This window comes from Piscinibacter sp. (genome assembly GCF_047600445.1).
Taxonomy (GTDB): Bacteria; Pseudomonadota; Gammaproteobacteria; order Burkholderiales; family Burkholderiaceae_C; genus Piscinibacter.
Genome location: NZ_JASGKT010000001.1, coordinates 28,693 through 45,498, shown reverse-complemented (window position 1 = coordinate 45,498; position 16,806 = coordinate 28,693). Strand labels below are relative to the sequence as shown.

General features: G+C 70.4%; 15 protein-coding genes. 11 read left to right on the top strand and 4 right to left on the bottom strand.

The features are described 5' to 3' along the window. Positions 1-6: 6 nt before the first annotated feature. From QM792_RS00220 to QM792_RS00205, 4 genes are all read right to left on the bottom strand, one after another. Positions 7-327, bottom strand: a complete 321-nt coding sequence (locus tag QM792_RS00220) for a hypothetical protein (protein WP_415147155.1) — start codon at positions 325-327, stop codon at positions 7-9. After that, positions 311-631 (bottom strand): hypothetical protein, encoded by a 321-nt coding sequence (locus tag QM792_RS00215; RefSeq protein ID WP_415147154.1) that lies wholly within the window; start codon positions 629-631, stop codon positions 311-313. The genes QM792_RS00220 and QM792_RS00215 overlap by 17 nt, the downstream gene beginning before the upstream one ends. Beyond that, positions 628-867 carry a hypothetical protein gene (locus tag QM792_RS00210; RefSeq protein WP_415147153.1) on the bottom strand — a complete coding sequence of 80 codons (240 nt, stop codon included), beginning with the start codon at positions 865-867 and terminating at the stop codon, positions 628-630. Before QM792_RS00210 ends, QM792_RS00215 begins: the two co-directional genes overlap by 4 nt. 160 nt (positions 868-1,027) lie before the next feature. Continuing rightward, positions 1,028-1,642, bottom strand: a complete 615-nt coding sequence (locus QM792_RS00205; protein ID WP_415147882.1) for a chalcone isomerase family protein — start codon at positions 1,640-1,642, stop codon at positions 1,028-1,030. A 391-nt stretch (positions 1,643-2,033) separates the two neighbouring features. Between QM792_RS00205 and trpE the strand changes: the two genes are divergently transcribed. The 11 genes from trpE (at position 2,034) to QM792_RS00150 (ending at position 16,805) form a co-directional block, all read left to right on the top strand. After that, positions 2,034-3,518, top strand: a complete 1,485-nt coding sequence (trpE, locus tag QM792_RS00200; protein WP_415147152.1) for an anthranilate synthase component I — start codon at positions 2,034-2,036, stop codon at positions 3,516-3,518. A 21-nt stretch (positions 3,519-3,539) separates the two neighbouring features. Further along, the gene (locus QM792_RS00195; protein ID WP_415147151.1) at positions 3,540-4,490 is read left to right on the top strand and encodes an alpha/beta hydrolase family esterase; all 951 of its coding nucleotides are present in this window, start codon (positions 3,540-3,542) and stop codon (positions 4,488-4,490) included. Between the two features lie 152 nt (positions 4,491-4,642). Further along, positions 4,643-6,355 (top strand): FAD-dependent oxidoreductase, encoded by a 1,713-nt coding sequence (locus QM792_RS00190; protein WP_415147150.1) that lies wholly within the window; start codon positions 4,643-4,645, stop codon positions 6,353-6,355. Positions 6,356-6,533: 178 nt separating this feature from the next. Next, complete coding sequence (locus QM792_RS00185) at positions 6,534-7,970, top strand: aldehyde dehydrogenase family protein (protein ID WP_415147149.1); 1,437 nt, start codon at positions 6,534-6,536, stop codon at positions 7,968-7,970. Positions 7,971-7,987: 17 nt separating this feature from the next. Then, complete coding sequence (locus QM792_RS00180) at positions 7,988-9,766, top strand: thiamine pyrophosphate-binding protein (protein WP_415147148.1); 1,779 nt, start codon at positions 7,988-7,990, stop codon at positions 9,764-9,766. Between the two features lie 175 nt (positions 9,767-9,941). Further along, positions 9,942-11,174 (top strand): ABC transporter substrate-binding protein, encoded by a 1,233-nt coding sequence (locus QM792_RS00175; protein ID WP_415147147.1) that lies wholly within the window; start codon positions 9,942-9,944, stop codon positions 11,172-11,174. Between the two features lie 25 nt (positions 11,175-11,199). Next, on the top strand, positions 11,200-12,069 hold the full coding sequence (locus tag QM792_RS00170) for a branched-chain amino acid ABC transporter permease (protein ID WP_415147146.1): 870 nt from the start codon (positions 11,200-11,202) through the stop codon (positions 12,067-12,069). Further along, on the top strand, positions 12,066-14,612 hold the full coding sequence (locus QM792_RS00165) for an ATP-binding cassette domain-containing protein (RefSeq protein ID WP_415147145.1): 2,547 nt from the start codon (positions 12,066-12,068) through the stop codon (positions 14,610-14,612). Before QM792_RS00170 ends, QM792_RS00165 begins: the two co-directional genes overlap by 4 nt. Beyond that, positions 14,609-15,460, top strand: coding sequence for a sugar phosphate isomerase/epimerase family protein (locus QM792_RS00160; protein WP_415147144.1), 852 nt, complete (start codon positions 14,609-14,611; stop codon positions 15,458-15,460). Before QM792_RS00165 ends, QM792_RS00160 begins: the two co-directional genes overlap by 4 nt. After that, a complete protein-coding gene (locus QM792_RS00155) occupies positions 15,457-16,377 on the top strand; it encodes an NAD-dependent epimerase/dehydratase family protein (RefSeq protein ID WP_415147143.1) in 921 nt (306 codons plus the stop codon). The genes QM792_RS00160 and QM792_RS00155 overlap by 4 nt, the downstream gene beginning before the upstream one ends. Positions 16,378-16,382: 5 nt before the next feature. Beyond that, positions 16,383-16,805, top strand: a complete 423-nt coding sequence (locus QM792_RS00150; protein ID WP_415147142.1) for a cupin domain-containing protein — start codon at positions 16,383-16,385, stop codon at positions 16,803-16,805. Position 16,806: the final 1 nt, after the last annotated feature.

Sequence of the window (16,806 nt, the reverse complement as noted above, 5' to 3'; positions counted from 1 at the left end):
GGCGGCTCACTCGCCCTGGTGGCGTTCGACCTCGACCTCGGCCTTCAGGTCGGCCATCTGCTCCTTCATCTCCTCGAAGCCGCCGGCCACGCCGGCGTAAAGCCTCATGCCGGCCTTGAGCAGCCTGCCGCGCAGCTCGGCGTCGGACAGCACCCAGGCCGCCGCCGCGCCCACCGCCGCGCCGAGCAGGAACTGCTCGGTGCTGCCGAGCGAGCCCAGCAGGCCCGGCCTCGATGCGGCGTCCGGGTTGCCGTTGCCCCAGCCGTTGCCGGCATCGCCGTCGTCGCGCCGGCCGGCGCCGTTGCGCTTGTCACGCTTCTTGCCCATCGCTTTTCTCCCGTGTCTTCTGCCGCCGCGGCGCGCCGTCGTCGCGCAGCAGCCGTTCGATCAACAGCACCCCGGCGGCGCCGGCGGCGGTGGCCGCCAGCGCGCGGGCGACGTCGCCGCGCTGCCAGCACGCGGCCGCCTGCTGGCCCGCCGCCAGCGCCGCGCCGCCTTGCAGCGCATGGCGCAGCACGCGCTTCGCCTGCGCCGGCGTGGCCGGCGCGGCCTGGTCGCGGAAGGCCGAGACGCAGCCGGTGGTGACGAAGCCGGTGACGAAGCCGTCGCTCAGGCGTCGTGCGGTTTTCATGCGCCGGCGCCCTTGCGCGTCTTCTTCGCGGCCGCTTTTTTCGCCGCCGTCTTCGCCGCCGCACGCTTGCGCGGCGCGGGCGGCGGCGCCGCTGCTTCGACCGCTTCTTCCGTTTCTTCCGCTTCTTCGGCCATCGGCACGTCGGCCTCGGGCGCGTCGCCGCCCTGGCGCTTGAGCAGGCGCAGCGCCGCCGCGCCGGTGAGCACGCCCAGCGCGAACGGGAACAGAGGGAACATGTCAATCCTCCTTCGGGCTTGAATGGCTGCGTTCGAGCAGCCGCATCGACGCGCCCGCGCGGTATGCGCGGAACGCCGCCGCCGACGGCGAGCCGGTGCCATTGCGAGCAGCCTAGCAGCCGCCCGGCGCGCGCCCTTGATGCGCGTCAGCGCGCTTCGTTCAGTTGTTGAACGGGTCGCGCGGCGCCGGCGCCTTGCCGAGCAGCGCGTCCTTCAGCTGCGCGTCGGCCGGCGACGCTCCGAGCCAGATCTTCAGCAGCGAGGCGAAGAACTCCGGCTCCTTGATCGGCTCGATCGAGGCCTTGCCGTTGATCAGCACCGTGGTGCCCTGGCCGGGCACGTAGTCGACCGAGAACGATTCGCCGGCGCTCAGCTTCTTCTTGGCCGAGAACAGCTCCGACAGGCGTATCGTGCCGGCGATCGACTTGGAAAACTCCTCGCGCGGCGAGTTGTCCTGCATGCCGCGCGTGAACAGCTTGCCCAGCTCGTTGGCGTCGATGTCGCGCAGCATCACGATGTGCATGCGCTTCGGGCCCGGCGCGGCCAGCACCGCCTCGGTGGTGGGCGCCTTCGCGCCGAGGTACAGCCCGGCGGTGTAGACCTTGAACACCGCCTTGTAGCGGATGCCGGCGCCGTTGAGCAGCAGCCGGGTGTTGCCGACCTGCGCGCTCGGCTCGTACTTGACGCCGGCCAGTTCGGTGACGGGTTGGGAACGCGCCAGCGGCGCGGCGAGCAGGGCCGCCAGCGCGGCGGAGACGACGAGGCTGCGACGGATCACGGCGCTCTCCTGGATGGTTGGAGTCTGTGTGCGCGGACCGACCGGGCCGCCAAAGCGGCAAGTGTGGCAAAGGCGCGGCGCCGCTGTCCATGACGCATTGCACGATCCGGGATGGCGCCTCGGTGCGGCGGCGCCCGCTGCTACACTCGGCGCCATCATGTTCTCGACGCGCAAGCAAACCACGGGGTCGAACGACCGGGGAGCCTGGCCCTGGCGCCGCTGCTCCCGCCGCCACGCCGGGCGCTGAGCGCCGGCACGTTTGCTTGGCCGCGGGCGCCGCGTTCGTCGTCGACGACCCGAAGCGCGCCCGCCGGCTCCAACCCAGCACCGAATCGAACCGTCATGCGAGGGCGCCGCGCCCTCGCCGGGCCGTGGAGGGCCCCGAGCCGTGATCACCGAACTCGAATTCAAGAGCCTGGCCGCGCAGGGCTACAACCGCATCCCGCTGCTGACCGAGGCCTTCGCCGACCTCGAGACGCCGCTGTCGCTCTACCTCAAGCTCGCCTGCGCCAACGGCAGCGGCAAGCACAGCTTCCTGCTCGAATCGGTGGTGGGCGGCGAGCGCTTCGGGCGCTACTCCTTCATCGGCCTGCCGGCGCGCACGCTGCTGCGCGCCAGCGGCTTCAGGACGGAGGTGGTGAGCGACGGCGCCGTCGTCGAGACGCACGAAGGCAACCCGCTGGACTTCATCGCCGAGTACCAGAAGCGCTTCAAGGTGGCGCTGCGCCCCGGCCTGCCGCGTTTCTGCGGCGGCCTCGCCGGCTACTTCGGCTACGACGCGGTGCGCTACATCGAGCCGAAGCTGGCCAAGACCTGGAAGCAAGGCGGCGTGGACACCCCCGACATCCTGCTGCTGCAATGCGAGGAGCTGGCGGTGATCGACAACCTGTCGGGGCGCCTGTACCTGATCGTCTACGCCAATCCGTCCGAGCCCGAGGCCTACTTCAAGGCCAAGCGGCGCCTGACCGAGCTGGGCGACAAGCTGCGCTACAGCGTCACCGCGCCGCAGGTGCGGCGCGTGGCGGCCAGCAGCGTCGAGCGCGAGTTCGCCAAGGCCGACTACCTGGCCGCGGTGGACAAGAGCAAGGAGTACATCGCCGCCGGCGACATGATGCAGGTGCAGATCGGCCAGCGGCTGCGCAAGCGCTACACCGAGAGCCCGCTGTCGCTGTACCGCGCGCTGCGTTCGCTGAACCCCTCGCCCTACATGTTCTTCTACGACATGGGCGAGTTCCAGATCGTCAGCGCCAGCCCCGAGATCCTGGTGCGCCACGAGCACGTGGCCGAGGGCGAGAAGGTGACCATCCGCCCGCTGGCCGGCACGCGCCCGCGCGGCGCCTCGCCCGAGCAGGACAAGGCGCTGGAGGCCGAGCTGCTGGCCGACCCGAAGGAGCGCGCCGAGCACGTGATGCTGATCGACCTGGCGCGCAACGACATCGGCCGCATCGCCCAAACGGGCAGCGTCAAGGTGACCGAGGCCTTCGCGATCGAGCGCTACTCGCACGTGATGCACATCGTCAGCAACGTCGAGGGATTGCTGAAGGACGGCATGACCAACATCGACGTGCTGAAGGCCACGTTCCCGGCCGGCACGCTGACCGGCGCGCCCAAGATCCGCGCGATGGAGATCATCGACGAGCTGGAGCCGAGCAAGCGCGGCATCTACGGCGGCGCCTGCGGCTACCTCAGCTTCGCCGGCGACATGGACGTGGCCATCGCCATCCGCACCGGCATCGTCAAGGACGGCACGCTGTACGTGCAGGCCGCCGCCGGCGTCGTGGCCGATTCGGTGCCGGAGATGGAGTGGAAGGAGACCGAGCACAAGGCGCGCGCGCTGATCCGCGCGGCGGAGCTGGTCGAGGAAGGCTTCTGACGGCAGCGGCACGCTGGGCTCATGAGCGGAACCGGGTCACGCATCCACACCATCGGCGCCGCGCTGCTGGCGCTGGCCGCCGCCGCGGCCATGGGGGCGGTTCCCCCGGCCGATGCCACCGCGCCGATCACGCAGGCGGGCGACTACCGCTACACGGTGCGGCACGGCGGCCTGGCGCGCAAGTACCGGGTGCACGTGCCGCCGGGCGTCGACCTGTCGAAGCCGCTGCCGCTGCTGGTCTCGATGCACGGCGGCGGCGGCAACATGGAATACCAGGCGTCCGAGGAACGCTACGGCCAGATCTCCAAGTCGGACCGCACCGGCTTCGTCGTCGTCTTCCCGAACGGCGTCGGCGCGCTGGGCGACGAGCTCGCGACCTGGAACGCCGGTCGCTGCTGCGGCCAGGCGAAGGAAAAGAACATCGACGACGTCGGCTTCATCCGGCTCGTCGTCTCGAACCTGAAGCGGCAGTTGAAGATCGACCCGGAGCGCGTCTACGCCACCGGCATGTCGAACGGCGGGATGATGGCGCACCGGCTGGCCTGCGAGGCCCCGGACGTGTTCCGCGCCGTCGCCGCCGTGGCCGGGACCGACAACACCGTCGCCTGCAGCCCGCAGCGGCCGGTCTCGGTGCTGCAGATCCACGCGCGCGACGACGACCACGTGCCGTTCGACGGTGGCCTGGGGGAGAAGAGCAGGCGCCGCCAGGTGACCGGCTTCACCGCGGTGCCGGCGACGATCGCGCGCTGGGTCGAGCGCGACCGCTGCCCGGTCGGGCCCCAGCGCGTGCTGGAAGTCCCCGGCGCCTACTGCGACCGCCACGCGCCGTGCGCCGGCGGGACGAAGGTCGCGCTCTGCGTCACCGAAAGCGGCGGCCACTCGTGGCCCGGCGCCCGGCGCAAGCGCGGCGGCGAGTCGTCGAAGGCGATCTCGGCGAACGACGTGATGTGGGAGTTCTTCGACGGGCGGTGAGGGCGGGTGCCCTCGCCTCGGCAGGCATATGCCGGCGCGATGGCTGCAATCGGAAAACGGTAGTCGTCGGCCCCGCGGTCCCGGCCTACAGTCGGCCCCGCCGACGAGGCATGGAAGCACAAGGGACGGCGCTCTCGAGTTCTGCGCAGACGATGGAACACAAGGAACCTGATCTCGTCGTGATCGGTTCGGGCGCTGCCGGCCTTGCCGCGGCTTGCGCTGCCGCGGCGGCGGGTGCCCGCGTGCTGCTGCTGGAGCACACCGACCGCATCGGCGGCACCACGGCCGTGTCGGGCGGGATGGTGTGGGTGCCGGCCAACCACAAGATGGGCTCGGTCGGCGTCGAAGACAGCCGCGCCCTGGCCCTGACATACCTGCAGGCCACCGTACCGGGTGCGCCCGGCGACCCGCGCATGCGGGCCTTCGTCGATCAAGGCGATGCGGTGGTCCGCCACCTCGAGCAGCACACCTTGCTGAGACTGCAACCGGTGCGCCGCTACCCCGACTACTACCCCGACCTGCCTGGCGCCACGGCGGGCGGCCGCGTGCTCGAGCCCGTCGCGTTCGACGGCCGCGAACTGGGGGGCGAGTTCGCGCACCTGCGCGACCCGCTGCCCGAGTTCATGCTGTTCGGCGGCATGATGATCAGCCGCGAGGACATCCCCAAGCTGCGCAAGGCTGGTCGCTCGATCCCGGCGGCCTGGCACGTCGGCAAGCTGCTGGCCCGCTATGCCTTGCAAAGGGTTCGTGCTCACCGGGGGACGACGCTGGTGCTGGGCAACGCGCTCGTCGCGCGATTGTTCAAGTCGGCGCTCGATCTCGGCGTCACGATCGTTCGGGGTGCGCGGGTCGAGCGTCTCCTGGTCGAAGAGGGTCGGGTCGCAGGCGTGCAATGGCGGCGCGGCGATGATCCAGGCGGAGTCGCCCGCCCAGGGGCCGGCGTGGTGCTGGCGACGGGCGGCATGTCGCACGACGCCGCCTTGCGGCGCGACTACGTGCCCGCTGCCGCAGGCGATCGGTCGGCCACGATCGCGTCTGGCGCTCCGCGCAGCGGCATGCGTCTCGCGCTCCAGTGCGGCGCGGCCCGGAGCGCTGCGGCGAGCGGGGTCGACGACGCCCTGGCCTTCTGGGTGCCTACCTCGTCCTGGCAGCGGGACGATGGCGCCACGGCCTTGTTTCCCCACACCGTGACGGATCGCGCCAAGCCCGGGCTGATCGCGGTCGATGCGGCGGGGCGCCGCTTCGTCAACGAGGCGGTCTCCTATCACGAGTTCGTGCGTGCCCAGTTGCGCCGCGCCGAAAGCGCCATACCGGCTTGGCTGATCTGCGATCGGCGCTTCTTGTGGAAGTACGGCCTCGGCCGGGTGCGGCCATTCGCCCTGACCACCCGGGCCGACCTCGCCTGCGGCTATCTGAAGCGGGGCGACACGCTGGAAGCGCTGGCAAGGGAAATCGGCGTGCCGGTCGAGCGCTTCGTTGCCACCGTGACGGCCTACAACCTCGATGCGCGCAACGGGCGGGACACCGAATTCGGGCGCGGCGAGAACATCTACCAGCGCCACCTGGGCGATGCCGACCACGGGCCCAACCCCTGCGTCGCGCCGATCGAGCAGGGGCCGTTCTACGCGGTGAGCGTGGCGCCGGCGGACCTGGGCATGTCCGCGGGACTGCTCACCGACGAGCACGCCCGCGTCCTGCGTCCGGACCAGTCGCCGATTCCGGGCTTGTACGCGTGCGGGAACGACATGCACTCCGTGATGAACGGGGCCTACCCGGGGCCGGGCATCACGCTCGGCCCGGCGCTGGTCTTCGGCGTGATCGCGGCGCGGCATGCACTCGGACTGCCTCCGCTCGATGCGCGATAGCGCATAGCGCCATGGAACATTGATCCTTCGGCGCGCGCGATGCCGGCACGCATAAGCCGCCGCTATGGCAGGCCTCGGAAAACAGTAGTTCTCCACGCGTGGAGCGGTTCCTACACTGCGTCGCCATGGATCGGATGACCTCTGCGAGCGCGGGCTCCAGTGGACCGAAGGAACCACGATGACCGAACTCTCCGCTTCGCTGCCCGAAGTCCGCCTGCTCATCGACGGCAACTGGGTCTCCGGCGCAGCCCAGACGGCCGTGCTGGACAAGTATCGCCTCGAGGCCTGCGCGCGCCTGCAGTTGCCGTCGCGCGAGCAGGTCGGCGCCGCGGTGGCGGCGGCGCAGCGCGCCTTCGCCGCCGACGGCCGGGCGGCCTACGAGCGCGGAGCGGTCCTGGAACGCGCGGCCTTGCTGATCGAGCGGGACGGCGAGCGCTTCGTCAAGGCGCTGCAGGCCGAAGCCGGCTTCACGCTGGCCGATGCGCAGGGCGAACTCAAGCGGTGCATCCAGACCTTTCACCTTTCGGCGGAAGAGGCGCGCCGCGTCGTCGGCGAGATGGTGCCCCTGGAAGGCGCGCCGCAGCAGGCCGGGCGGCTCGGCTTCACGATGCGCGTTCCACTCGGCGTGGTGTGCGCGATCACGCCGTTCAATGCGCCGCTCAACACGGTGGCCCACAAGGTCGCGCCCGCGCTCGCGGCCGGCAACGCCGTGGTGCTGAAGCCGTCGACCCACACGCCCACGCCGGCGAACCTGATGGCGGAGGTGCTGCTGGAGGCCGGCCTTCCCCCCGGCCTGATGACCGTGCTGCACGGCGGCGCCGACGTTGCCTCGTGGTTGCTCGACGAGCCGGCGGTGCGCTTCTTCGCCTTCACCGGCAGCACGGAGGTGGGCCGGTCGATCCAGCAGCGCGCCGGACTGCGCCGGACCCAGATGGAACTCGGCAGCATCGCCTTCACGATCCTTTGCGACGACGCCAACCTCGACGTCGCATTGCCCAAGGTGACGGCGGCCGCCTACCGCAAGGCCGGTCAGGTGTGCACGTCGGTCCAGATGCTGCTGGTCCAGCGCGGGCGCCTGGCCGAGGTCGAGGAGCGCCTGGCGCGGCAGGTGCAGGCGCTGCCGTACGGCGACCCGCGCGACCCTGCCACGCAGGTCGGCCCGGTGATCAGCCTGGCCGCGGCCGAGCGCATCGAGCGCTGGATCGAGGAGGCGGTGGCGTCGGGCGCCCGCCGCCTGGCCGGCGGCGCGCGACGCAACGCGGTGGTGCCCCCGACGCTGCTGGCCGGCATCACCGAGCGGATGTCGGTCGGCTGCTGCGAGGTCTTCGGCCCGGTGATGTCCATCGTGCCCTTCGACACGCTGGACGAGGCGGTCGCCCGCGTCAACGCCACGCCGTACGGGCTGGCGACCGGCCTGTTCACGAATCGGCTCGACGCCGCCTTCCAGGCCGCGCGGCGCCTGCACGTCGGCGGCGTGCACATCAACGAGACCTCGAGCTCGCGCGTCGACCTGATGCCCTACGGCGGCGCGAAGGACTCGGGCTTCGGGCACGAAGGCCCGCGGTACGCCATGCGGGAGATGAGCGAAGAGCGCTTGATCACGCTGACCGTCTGAGAACCACGGAGCAGACAATGACGACGATGAAGGGCGGTCGACTGATCGCCGAGACGCTGGTGAAGGAGAAGGTGCCGTACGTCTTCGGCATCTGCGGCCACGGCAACGTGGGCATCCTCGATGCGCTGTACGACGTGCGCGACCGGCTGCAGTTGATCTCGCCCCGCCACGAGCAGTGCGCGGGCCACATGGCCGATGCCTACTTCCGCGTGAAGCACCGGCCGGTGGCCACGCTCACCTCCACCGGGCCGGGCTCGGCGAACATGGTGATGTCGCTGGCCACCGCGCTGTCCGACTCGTCGGCGTTCCTGGCGATCACGGCCAACGTGCCGACCTCTCAGCACAACCGCGCGCCGTTCCAGGAGCTGTACAAGCACAACCAGGCGGACTTCGCGCAGGTGATGCGACCCGTCGTCAAGCGCGCCTTCCAGCCGACGCGCGTGGACATGCTGCCGCTGGCGCTGCGCCAGGCGCTGGACACCATGGTGACCGGCCGGCCCGGGCCGGTGAACATGGACGTTCCGTACAACGTGTTCCAGGAGGAGGCCGACGTCGAGCTGCCGCCCGCGTCGCACCTGGACCGCCCGCATCGCCCGGGCGCCAACGACGACGACATCCGGGCGGTGGTGGACCTGTTGGCCGCGGCGCACAAGCCGGTGCTGTTCATCGGCCACGGCGCCACGCTGTCCGAGGCCGGCCCCGAGCTCGCGGAGCTGCAGGCTTCGCTCGGCCTGCCGGTGATCACCTCGCCCAACGGCATGGGCTGCGTGCCGGCGGATGACCCGCTCACGCTGGGCTTCATCGGCCGCAACGGCGCCTACCCCGCGAACCAGGCCGGCCGCCATGCCGATCTGGTGATCACGGTGGGCACGCGCTTCGACGACCGGTCGTCGTCGACCTGGCTTCCCGGCTACTCGTGGAACTTCCCGACCACGAAGCTGGTGCATGTCGACATCGACCCGCAGGAGCTGGGGCGCAACTACGCCACCACGCTGGGCATCGTGGCCGACGCCAAGGTGTTCGTTCGCCAGTTGCTGAGCGCGCTGCGCGCCCAGACGGCGGTGCAGGCGCCGCGCTACGCGCCGTGGCGCGACGAAGTGAAGGGCTGGGTGCGGGAGTGGGAGTCCTTCGTGCGGCCGCACTTCGAGGACTCCACCAGCCCGCTTCGCCCCGAGTTCGTCGTCGGCACCTTGCAGAAGACCCTGCCGCGCGACGTCATCCTCTCGCTGGACTCCGGCGTACACCACAACTGGTTCATGCAGTTCTGGCGCCCGCAGCGGCCGCAGAGCATGCTGAACAGCTGGGGCTATTCGTCGATGGGCTTCGGCGTCTGCGGCGTGATGGGCGCGCAACTGGCCGCCCCGGACAGGCCGTGCGTGGCCGTGGTGGGCGACGGCGGCTTCACGATGGCGCCGTACGTGCTGTGCACCGCGGTCGAGTACAACCTGCCGGTCGTCTGGATCATCTGGAACAACTTCGCCTGGGGCGCGATCCGGGATCTGCAATACGGCCTGTTCGATGGCCGCGAGATCGGAACCGCCTTCTACAAGGGCAGCAGCGGCGAGCGCTACAACCCGGACTTCGCCGCCTGGGCCCGCGCGTGCGGCGCGGACGGCATGACCGTCACCCGCCCGCAGGACCTGGGCCAGGCCGTCGAGCTGGCGCTGCGCAACAAGCGGCCCTGCGTGATCGACGTGCATGTCGACGCCGAGGTCAGGCCGCCGTCGACCGGCACCTGGCAACTGCCGCCGATTCCCTTCAAGGAACCGGCCTTCGGCAAGCCGCATCGCCCCTGAGTCCGCGCAAAGGACGGGCGCGATGACGACACATAAGGCTGCGCTATGACGGGCGTCGGAAAACAGTAGTTCTCCGCGCACGAGGCACTTCCTACACTCGAACGCGCCCCCTTCCTCCGCGACGCCTGCAGTGCTGATTTCCACTCGCAACCATCGCACAACAACAGGAGACAACATGACCTCGCGCAATTTCTTGAAGTTCATCCGTCGCCGCGACCTGGCGGCGCTGGGCGCCGGCCTGGCGCTCGGCTTCGGTGCCATGGCCCAGGAAACCGGGCCCGTCCGCATCGGCCTGATCTACGCCAAGCAAGGCCCCGGCGCGGCCATCGGCGAATACCTGCAGCGCGGCAGCGAGTTCGCCGTCGAGCAGGCGGGCGGCAAGGTGCTGGGCCGCCCCATCGAGCTGGTCTGGCTGGACGAGCCGAACCCCCAGGTGTCGCAGCAGAACATGCAGAAGCTGATCGACGAGAACAAGGTCGTCGCCGTCGTGGGCGGCAACTACAGCTCGTCGGCGCTGGCGATGATGAGCGTGGCCAACCGCGAGAAGATCCCCTTGATCCTGCCGGGCGCGGCCGCCAGCGACATCACCGGCAAGAGCTGCAGCCGCTACACCTTCCGCACCCAGGCCACGGTGCCGGTGCAGATGCGCGGCCTGATGCCTTATGTGGGGCAACTCGGCAAGAAGGTCTACTTCATCACCGCGTCGTACGCCTTCGGGCAGGACATCCTGCGCGCGTCGCGCTCGATGCTGAAGGAGAACGGCCTGACCGAAGTCGGCGTCGACGAGGTGCCGGTCAACACGGCGGACTACAGCTCGTACATCCTGAAGATCCGCCAGGCCAAGCCCGACGTCATCGTCGGTGGCCTGGTCGGCGGTGACTTCTCGAACTTCCTGAAGCAATGGAACGAGATGGGCATGCGCGAGAAGATTCCCTTCGTCGCCGTCGCAGTCACCGATACCGATTTCTGGGATGTGGGGCCCCAGGCGTCCACCGGCATCTACATCAAGCCGTGGTACTACAACGACGCGAGGAACACGGCGGCGGAGAAGCGCTTCACGGCCGACTTCACGAAGAAGTACGGCAAGCCGCCTTCCGACAAGTCGTGGTCGGGCTGGATCGCCATGCGATCGCTGCTCGAGTCGATCAACGCCGCGAAGTCCACCCAGCCGAAGGCCATCGTCGAGTCGCTGGAGAAGTGGAAGAACGCCGAGGGCGCGTTCCCGTTCTACTTCCGCGAGTGGGACCACCAGCTCGTGCGCCCGGCGGTCATCGTGAAGGTGAAGTCCAAGGTCGCCGACAAGTGGGACTACTTCGACGTGCTGAAGGACACGTCGGCCAGCGCCGCCGAGACGGAGGCGGCGTTCGGCAGCAAGGCCGAGATCGGCTGCGCGATGCCCGCACTCTGACGCCTCTGACGCGGACGTTCCGATCGTGCTCGAGACGCTGGTTTCCCAGTCGGCCAACGGCTTGGTATTGGGGTTCATCTATGTGCTGATCGCCGTGGGCTTGTCGATCACGTTCGGCCTGCTGGGCGTGATCAACTTCGCCCATGGCGCGTTCTTCGCGCTCGGCGCCTACGTGGCCTACCAGTTGTTTCACCTGTGGGGCTGGGCGGCGGTGCTGCTGGCGCCGCCCATCGTCGGGCTCATCGGCATGGTGGTCGAGGTCACCCTGATCCGCCGGCTGTATGGCAAGGAGCCGCTGCTCAGCCTGATCGTCACCTTCGCGCTGGCGCTGCTGATCGAGGCGCTGATCCGCTTCTTCTGGGGCGCGGACGGCAAGCCGTTCAACCCGCCGCCGTTCCTGACGGGCATCGTCGAGCTGGGGCCGCTGCTGATCACGAAGTACCGCGTCGCGGTGCTCGCGGCCACCGTGGCGACGCTGCTGGCGCTGTGGGCCTTCCTGGCGTGGACGCCGTACGGCCGCATCCTGCGCGCCGGCAGCCGCGACCCCGAGATGGTCGAGCTGCTGGGCATCAACCTGCCGCGCGTGCTGACGGCGGTGTTCGGCCTGGGTTGCGCGCTCGCGGCCACGGCCGGGGTGCTGGCCGCGCCGCTGTGGACCGTCTCGCCGTCGATGGCGGCCAACGCGATCATGCCGGCCTTCGTCGTCGTCGCGATCGGCGGCCTGGGGTCCTTCCCGGGGGCGGTGGTTGCCGGCCTGGCGGTCGGCGTCGTGATGTCGCTCACGATCCAGTTCAAGGCCGACGCCGCGGCCGCGTCGATGTACGCGTTGATGTTCATCGTGATGCTGCTGCGTCCGCGAGGCCTGTTCGGCGAACGCTGGGAGCGTTTCGAATGAGCGCGACGCCTCGTCCGTCGATCTGGGAGCATCCGGTCGCGATCGCCGCGCTGGTGCTGGCCGGCCTGACCGGGGCCGCCTGGATGATGGGCATGCCGGTCAACCGCATCACGCAGATCGCGATCTACACGCTCTACGGCGCGGGCGTGAACTTCCTCATCGGCTACCTCGGCCTCGTGCCGTTCGGCGCCTCCTTCTTCTTCGGGTGCGCAAGCTACGCGGTGGCCATCGCCGCCTTGACCTGGGGCGGCAACGAGATCAGCGGCGTGCTCATCGCCGCGCTGTTCTCGCTGCTGCTGGCGCTGGTCGTCGGCGCGGTGATCCTGCGTCGCCGCGGCCTGTACTTCTCGCTCCTGACGCTGGCGTGTTCGCAGATCGCCTTCGAGATCGCGTTCAAGTGGACCTCGGTGACCGGCGGCGAGAACGGATTGCAGAACGTCGCGCGGCCCCTGTTCGAATCGGCGTGGGCGTTTCATGGCTTCACGCTCGTGCTGACGCTGGCACTGCTGTGGTTCATGTGGCGCGTCGCCCACGCGCCGTTCGGGCGCCTGATGCAGGCGCTGCGCGACAACGAGCAGCGCGTCGCGAGCCTGGGCTACGACGCCTATGCCACCAAGCTGGGCGCGCTGGTCATCGCCGGCGGCGTGATCGGCGTGGCCGGCGGCCTGATGGCGCTGCTGCTGCAGGGCGTGTACGCGAACAACCTGAACTGGCAGCACGCCGGCGACCCGGTGCTGATGGCGGCGCTGGGCGGCGTGCACCACGCGCTGGGGCCGCTGTGGGGGGCGATCACGTTCATCGTGCTCGAGGACCGCTTGAGCGCGATCACCGAGAACTGGTGGCTCTTCTTCGCGCCGCTGATCATCCTGTTCGCGTTGCTGTCGCCCGAAGGCATGCAGGGCGCGCTGCAGCGCCTGCGCGGCCGCAGCCGCTGGACGCTCACGCGCGGCGGCATCCCGGCGCGCCCCGCGCGCATCGCGCCATACCGCCCCGCCGACACCGGCCGCGCCGGGGCCGGGCCGGTGCTGTCGGTCCAGCACCTGTCGAAGCGCTTCGGCTCCATCGTCACGCAGGACGACATCTCTTTCGACGTGCATCGCCACCAGGTCCACAGCCTCATCGGCCCCAACGGCGCGGGCAAGACCACCTTCTTCAACCTGCTCAGCGGTTTTCTCGCGGCCGACGGCGGACGCATCGTCTTCGAAGGCGAGGACATCGGCCGCCTGCCGCCGCACCTGCGGGCGCGCCGGGGGCTGGCGCGGTCGTTCCAGATCCTGAGCGTCTTCCCGAACCTCTCCGCGTTCGAGAACGTGCGCATCGCCGTGCAGGCGGCTCAGGGCCAGTGGGGCGGGCTCTGGCGCGACGCGCACGGCGACGAGGTCGCCAACGCGAAGGTCTGGTCGCTGCTGGATGCGGTGGGCCTGGCCGACCGCGCCGCGGACCTGTGCATGGCGCTGTCGCACGGCGAGAAGCGCCTGCTCGAAATCGCCGTGTCGCTGGCATCGGGGGCCCGGCTGCTGCTGCTCGACGAACCGCTGGCGGGCCTGGCCGAGTCCGACCGCGAAGTCGTCGGCGCGCTCATCCAGCGCCTCGCGCAATCGCACACCGTGCTGCTGATCGAGCACGACATCGACCGCGTTCTGGCCATGTCGCATCGCATCAGCGTCTTGCACCAGGGGCGCCTCATCGCCGACGGCAGGCCGGCCGAGGTGGCGCGCGACCCTGCCGTGGTCAGCGCCTACCTGGGCCGCGACCGCGGCGAGCACGCCGAGCTGCCGGTGGCGGCTCGTGCGCCGGCGCCCGCGGCGAGCCGCCCCTTGCTGCAGTTGGAAGGCGTTCGTGCGGGCTACGGCGGCGGCACCGTGCTCGAAGGCGTCGACATGACGGTCCATGCGGGAGAGGTCGTGGCGCTGCTGGGCCGCAACGGCGTCGGCAAGACGACGGCGCTGCGAGCGATCACCGGCGTACTGCGGCCGAGCGCGGGGCGCATCGTGTTCGACGGCGTGGACCTGGCGTCGCTGCGTGTGGACCGCATCAACCACCAGGGCATCTCGCTCGTGCCCGAGGGGCGCCGCCTGTTCCCCAATCTGACGGTGCACGAGAACCTGATGCTGGCGGCGCGGCATGGCGGCGCATCGGTGGACGAGGTGTGCGAGCTGTTCCCCAAGCTCAAGGTGCTGATGCGCGCGCGCGCCGAGAACCTCTCGGGCGGCGAACGCCAGATGGTGGCGATCGGCCGCGCATTGATGGTGCCCAGCCGCCTGATCCTGCTGGACGAGCCGTTCGAGGGGTTGGCGCCCGCCGTGGTGCACGAGGTGCGCGATGCGGTGGGCAAGCTGACCACCAAGGCCAGCCTCGTGATCGTCGAGCACCATGCCGAGTCGGTGCTGGCGATGGCCGACCGGGCTTACGTGCTGGTCAACGGCAAGGTGGCATTCGGCGGCACCGCCGCCGAACTGGCGGCGGACCCGGCACTGCAGCAGCGGCTGCTCGGCGTCGCCGAGATCGAAGCCGAGAGCCCGGGCGCGGGGGCCGGCCGATGAGTCGCACCGGCGCGCGGCCGGAACTGGGCGTCAATACCTACGGCTACATCTGGTCGACACCGGCCCTGGCGTGTTTGCGGCGCCTGGGCGAGCTCGGATACCGGTCGTTCGAGCTGGTGGTGAACCCGCCGCATTTTCCGCTGGACGGCTGGAGCGCCGCGCTGCGGCGCGACTTCGGCGGCACGCTGGCGAGGGACGGGCTCTGCGTGCCTTCGCTCAATCTGCCGAGCCTGGACACCAACCTGGCCAGCCCCCTGGATCGAATGCGGGCGTATTCGGTGGCGGTCTTCCGCGACGTCATCGACCTGGCGGCGGACCTGGGCATCGCGCAGGTCGTCACCGTGCCCGGCCGGCTCAACCCGCTGCTGGCGCCGCCGCGCGCCGATCGCGACGCGTGGCTGCGCGAGAGCCTGGACGCGCTGGTGCCGCACGCCGAGCGCCGCGGCGTCGGCCTGGCGCTGGAGAACGTGCCATTCGCCGCGCTGCCGGACGCCGCCTCGCTCGGCGCGTTCGTGCGAGGCTACGGCTCGCCCGCATTGGGCGTGTGCTACGACGCGGCGAACGCGCACTTCATCGGCGAGGCGCCGGCCGACGGGCTGCGCGGCCTGCGCGACCTGGTGCGTGTCGTCCACCTCTCCGACACCACGCGGACCGCCTGGCGCCATGACGAGGTCGGGCGCGGCGACGTGCCGTTCGACGGCATGGCCGATGCGCTCGACGACATTCGATTCCAAGGGACGTGCATGCTGGAAATCATCGACCCGCAGCCCGAAGACGCCATCCTGCGCAGTCACCGGGCCCTGGCATCCCGCGGCTTCGCGCCGTGCCCCGCCGGGCAGGCCGCATGAGCCGCGTTCTGGTGACCGGCGCGGCCGGCCTGCTGGGGCGCTTCGTCGTCGACGAGCTTCTGAGCCGTGGCCATCAGGTGCGTGGATTCGACCGGCGCGCCGGCAAGGCCGACATCGAGTGGCAGGTCGCCGACGTCACCGACCCCGCCGAGGTCCGGAAGGCCGTGAAGGGCATGGAGGCCGTGCTGCACATCGCCGCGGTGCCGAACATCTGGTCGGGCGACGGGCAGACCATCATGCGCGTGAACACGCTCGGCACGTACACGGTGCTCGACGCCGCGGAAGCGGAAGGCATCGGCCGCATCGTGTTCTGCTCCAGCGACTCCGTGGCCGGGTACACCGTGAGGGAGGGGCGCATGCTGCCGCCTCGCCACGCGCCGCTGGGCCTCGAGCATCCGCTGCAGGCCACCGACCCCTACGCGATCAGCAAGATCCTCGGGGAAGACCTGTGCCGGGCCTACACGCTGCGCGGCATGTCGGTCGTGGCCCTGCGCACCGTGTTCGTGGCCTACCCGGAGATGGCGGGCGAGATCGTCGCGCGCGCGAAGGATCCGGCGCACTACAAGGGCCCGGCCGTCGGCGGGCCATCTTCGGCGGGCGGCGGGCCGCTGCACCACCACATCGACCCCCGCGACCTCGCGCGGGCGTTCCGACTGGCGCTGGAGCGGCCGATGCCGGCCGGCGCCTTCGAGCGCTTCTACCTGTCCGCCCGCGTGACCTTGTCGCCCGAGCCCACGCTGGCGCGCCTGCGCCGCCTGCACGGCGATGCGGTCGAGGTGCGCGACCCGTCGGTCTACGCGCGCGAGCCGTTCGCGCCGCTGTACGACCTGAGCCACGCCGCCCGGGAACTCGGCTTCGTCGCCGAGTTCGACCAGCGGCATCTGCTGGCCGGGCTGCCCGGCTTCGAGAACAACTGAACACCATGCCCAACATCGTGCCCGACGACAAGCAGTACAGCCGTGCTGCCACCGAGAAGCGCGCCGTCACGCGCAACCTTGCCGAGCTGCTGTGGGTCCAGTACCCGGGCCACTTCAACCAGGCGCTGTCCAAGGCCATCGTCACGCCGGAGACGGTGGGCAGCCGCTTCTTCGACCACCGCATCTCGTGCTACGAGCCCGGCGCCTACGTGGAGAGCCACGTGCACCAGGTGCAGGAGCAGATCTATCACGTGCTCGGCGGCGAGGGCGTTCTGGTCGTCGACGGCGAGCGCCGCCTCGTGCGGGCCAACGACGTGACCTACATCCCGCCCGGCGTGGTGCACGAGTTCCACTGCACCGGCACCGAGACGCTGGTGTTCCTGGTGATCACCAGCCCGCCCACCGATGCCGAACCCCAGCCGCGCTGAC

Coding starts and splice junctions, on each gene's coding strand:
- QM792_RS00220 (WP_415147155.1), bottom strand. CDS start 327: ATGGGCAAGAAGCGTGACAAGCGCAACGGCGCCGGCCGGCGCGACGAC.
- QM792_RS00215 (WP_415147154.1), bottom strand. CDS start 631: ATGAAAACCGCACGACGCCTGAGCGACGGCTTCGTCACCGGCTTCGTC.
- QM792_RS00210 (WP_415147153.1), bottom strand. CDS start 867: ATGTTCCCTCTGTTCCCGTTCGCGCTGGGCGTGCTCACCGGCGCGGCG.
- QM792_RS00195 (WP_415147151.1), top strand. CDS start 3,540: ATGAGCGGAACCGGGTCACGCATCCACACCATCGGCGCCGCGCTGCTG.
- QM792_RS00190 (WP_415147150.1), top strand. CDS start 4,643: ATGGAACACAAGGAACCTGATCTCGTCGTGATCGGTTCGGGCGCTGCC.
- QM792_RS00185 (WP_415147149.1), top strand. CDS start 6,534: ATGACCGAACTCTCCGCTTCGCTGCCCGAAGTCCGCCTGCTCATCGAC.
- QM792_RS00180 (WP_415147148.1), top strand. CDS start 7,988: ATGACGACGATGAAGGGCGGTCGACTGATCGCCGAGACGCTGGTGAAG.
- QM792_RS00175 (WP_415147147.1), top strand. CDS start 9,942: ATGACCTCGCGCAATTTCTTGAAGTTCATCCGTCGCCGCGACCTGGCG.
- QM792_RS00165 (WP_415147145.1), top strand. CDS start 12,066: ATGAGCGCGACGCCTCGTCCGTCGATCTGGGAGCATCCGGTCGCGATC.
- QM792_RS00160 (WP_415147144.1), top strand. CDS start 14,609: ATGAGTCGCACCGGCGCGCGGCCGGAACTGGGCGTCAATACCTACGGC.
- QM792_RS00155 (WP_415147143.1), top strand. CDS start 15,457: ATGAGCCGCGTTCTGGTGACCGGCGCGGCCGGCCTGCTGGGGCGCTTC.
- QM792_RS00150 (WP_415147142.1), top strand. CDS start 16,383: ATGCCCAACATCGTGCCCGACGACAAGCAGTACAGCCGTGCTGCCACC.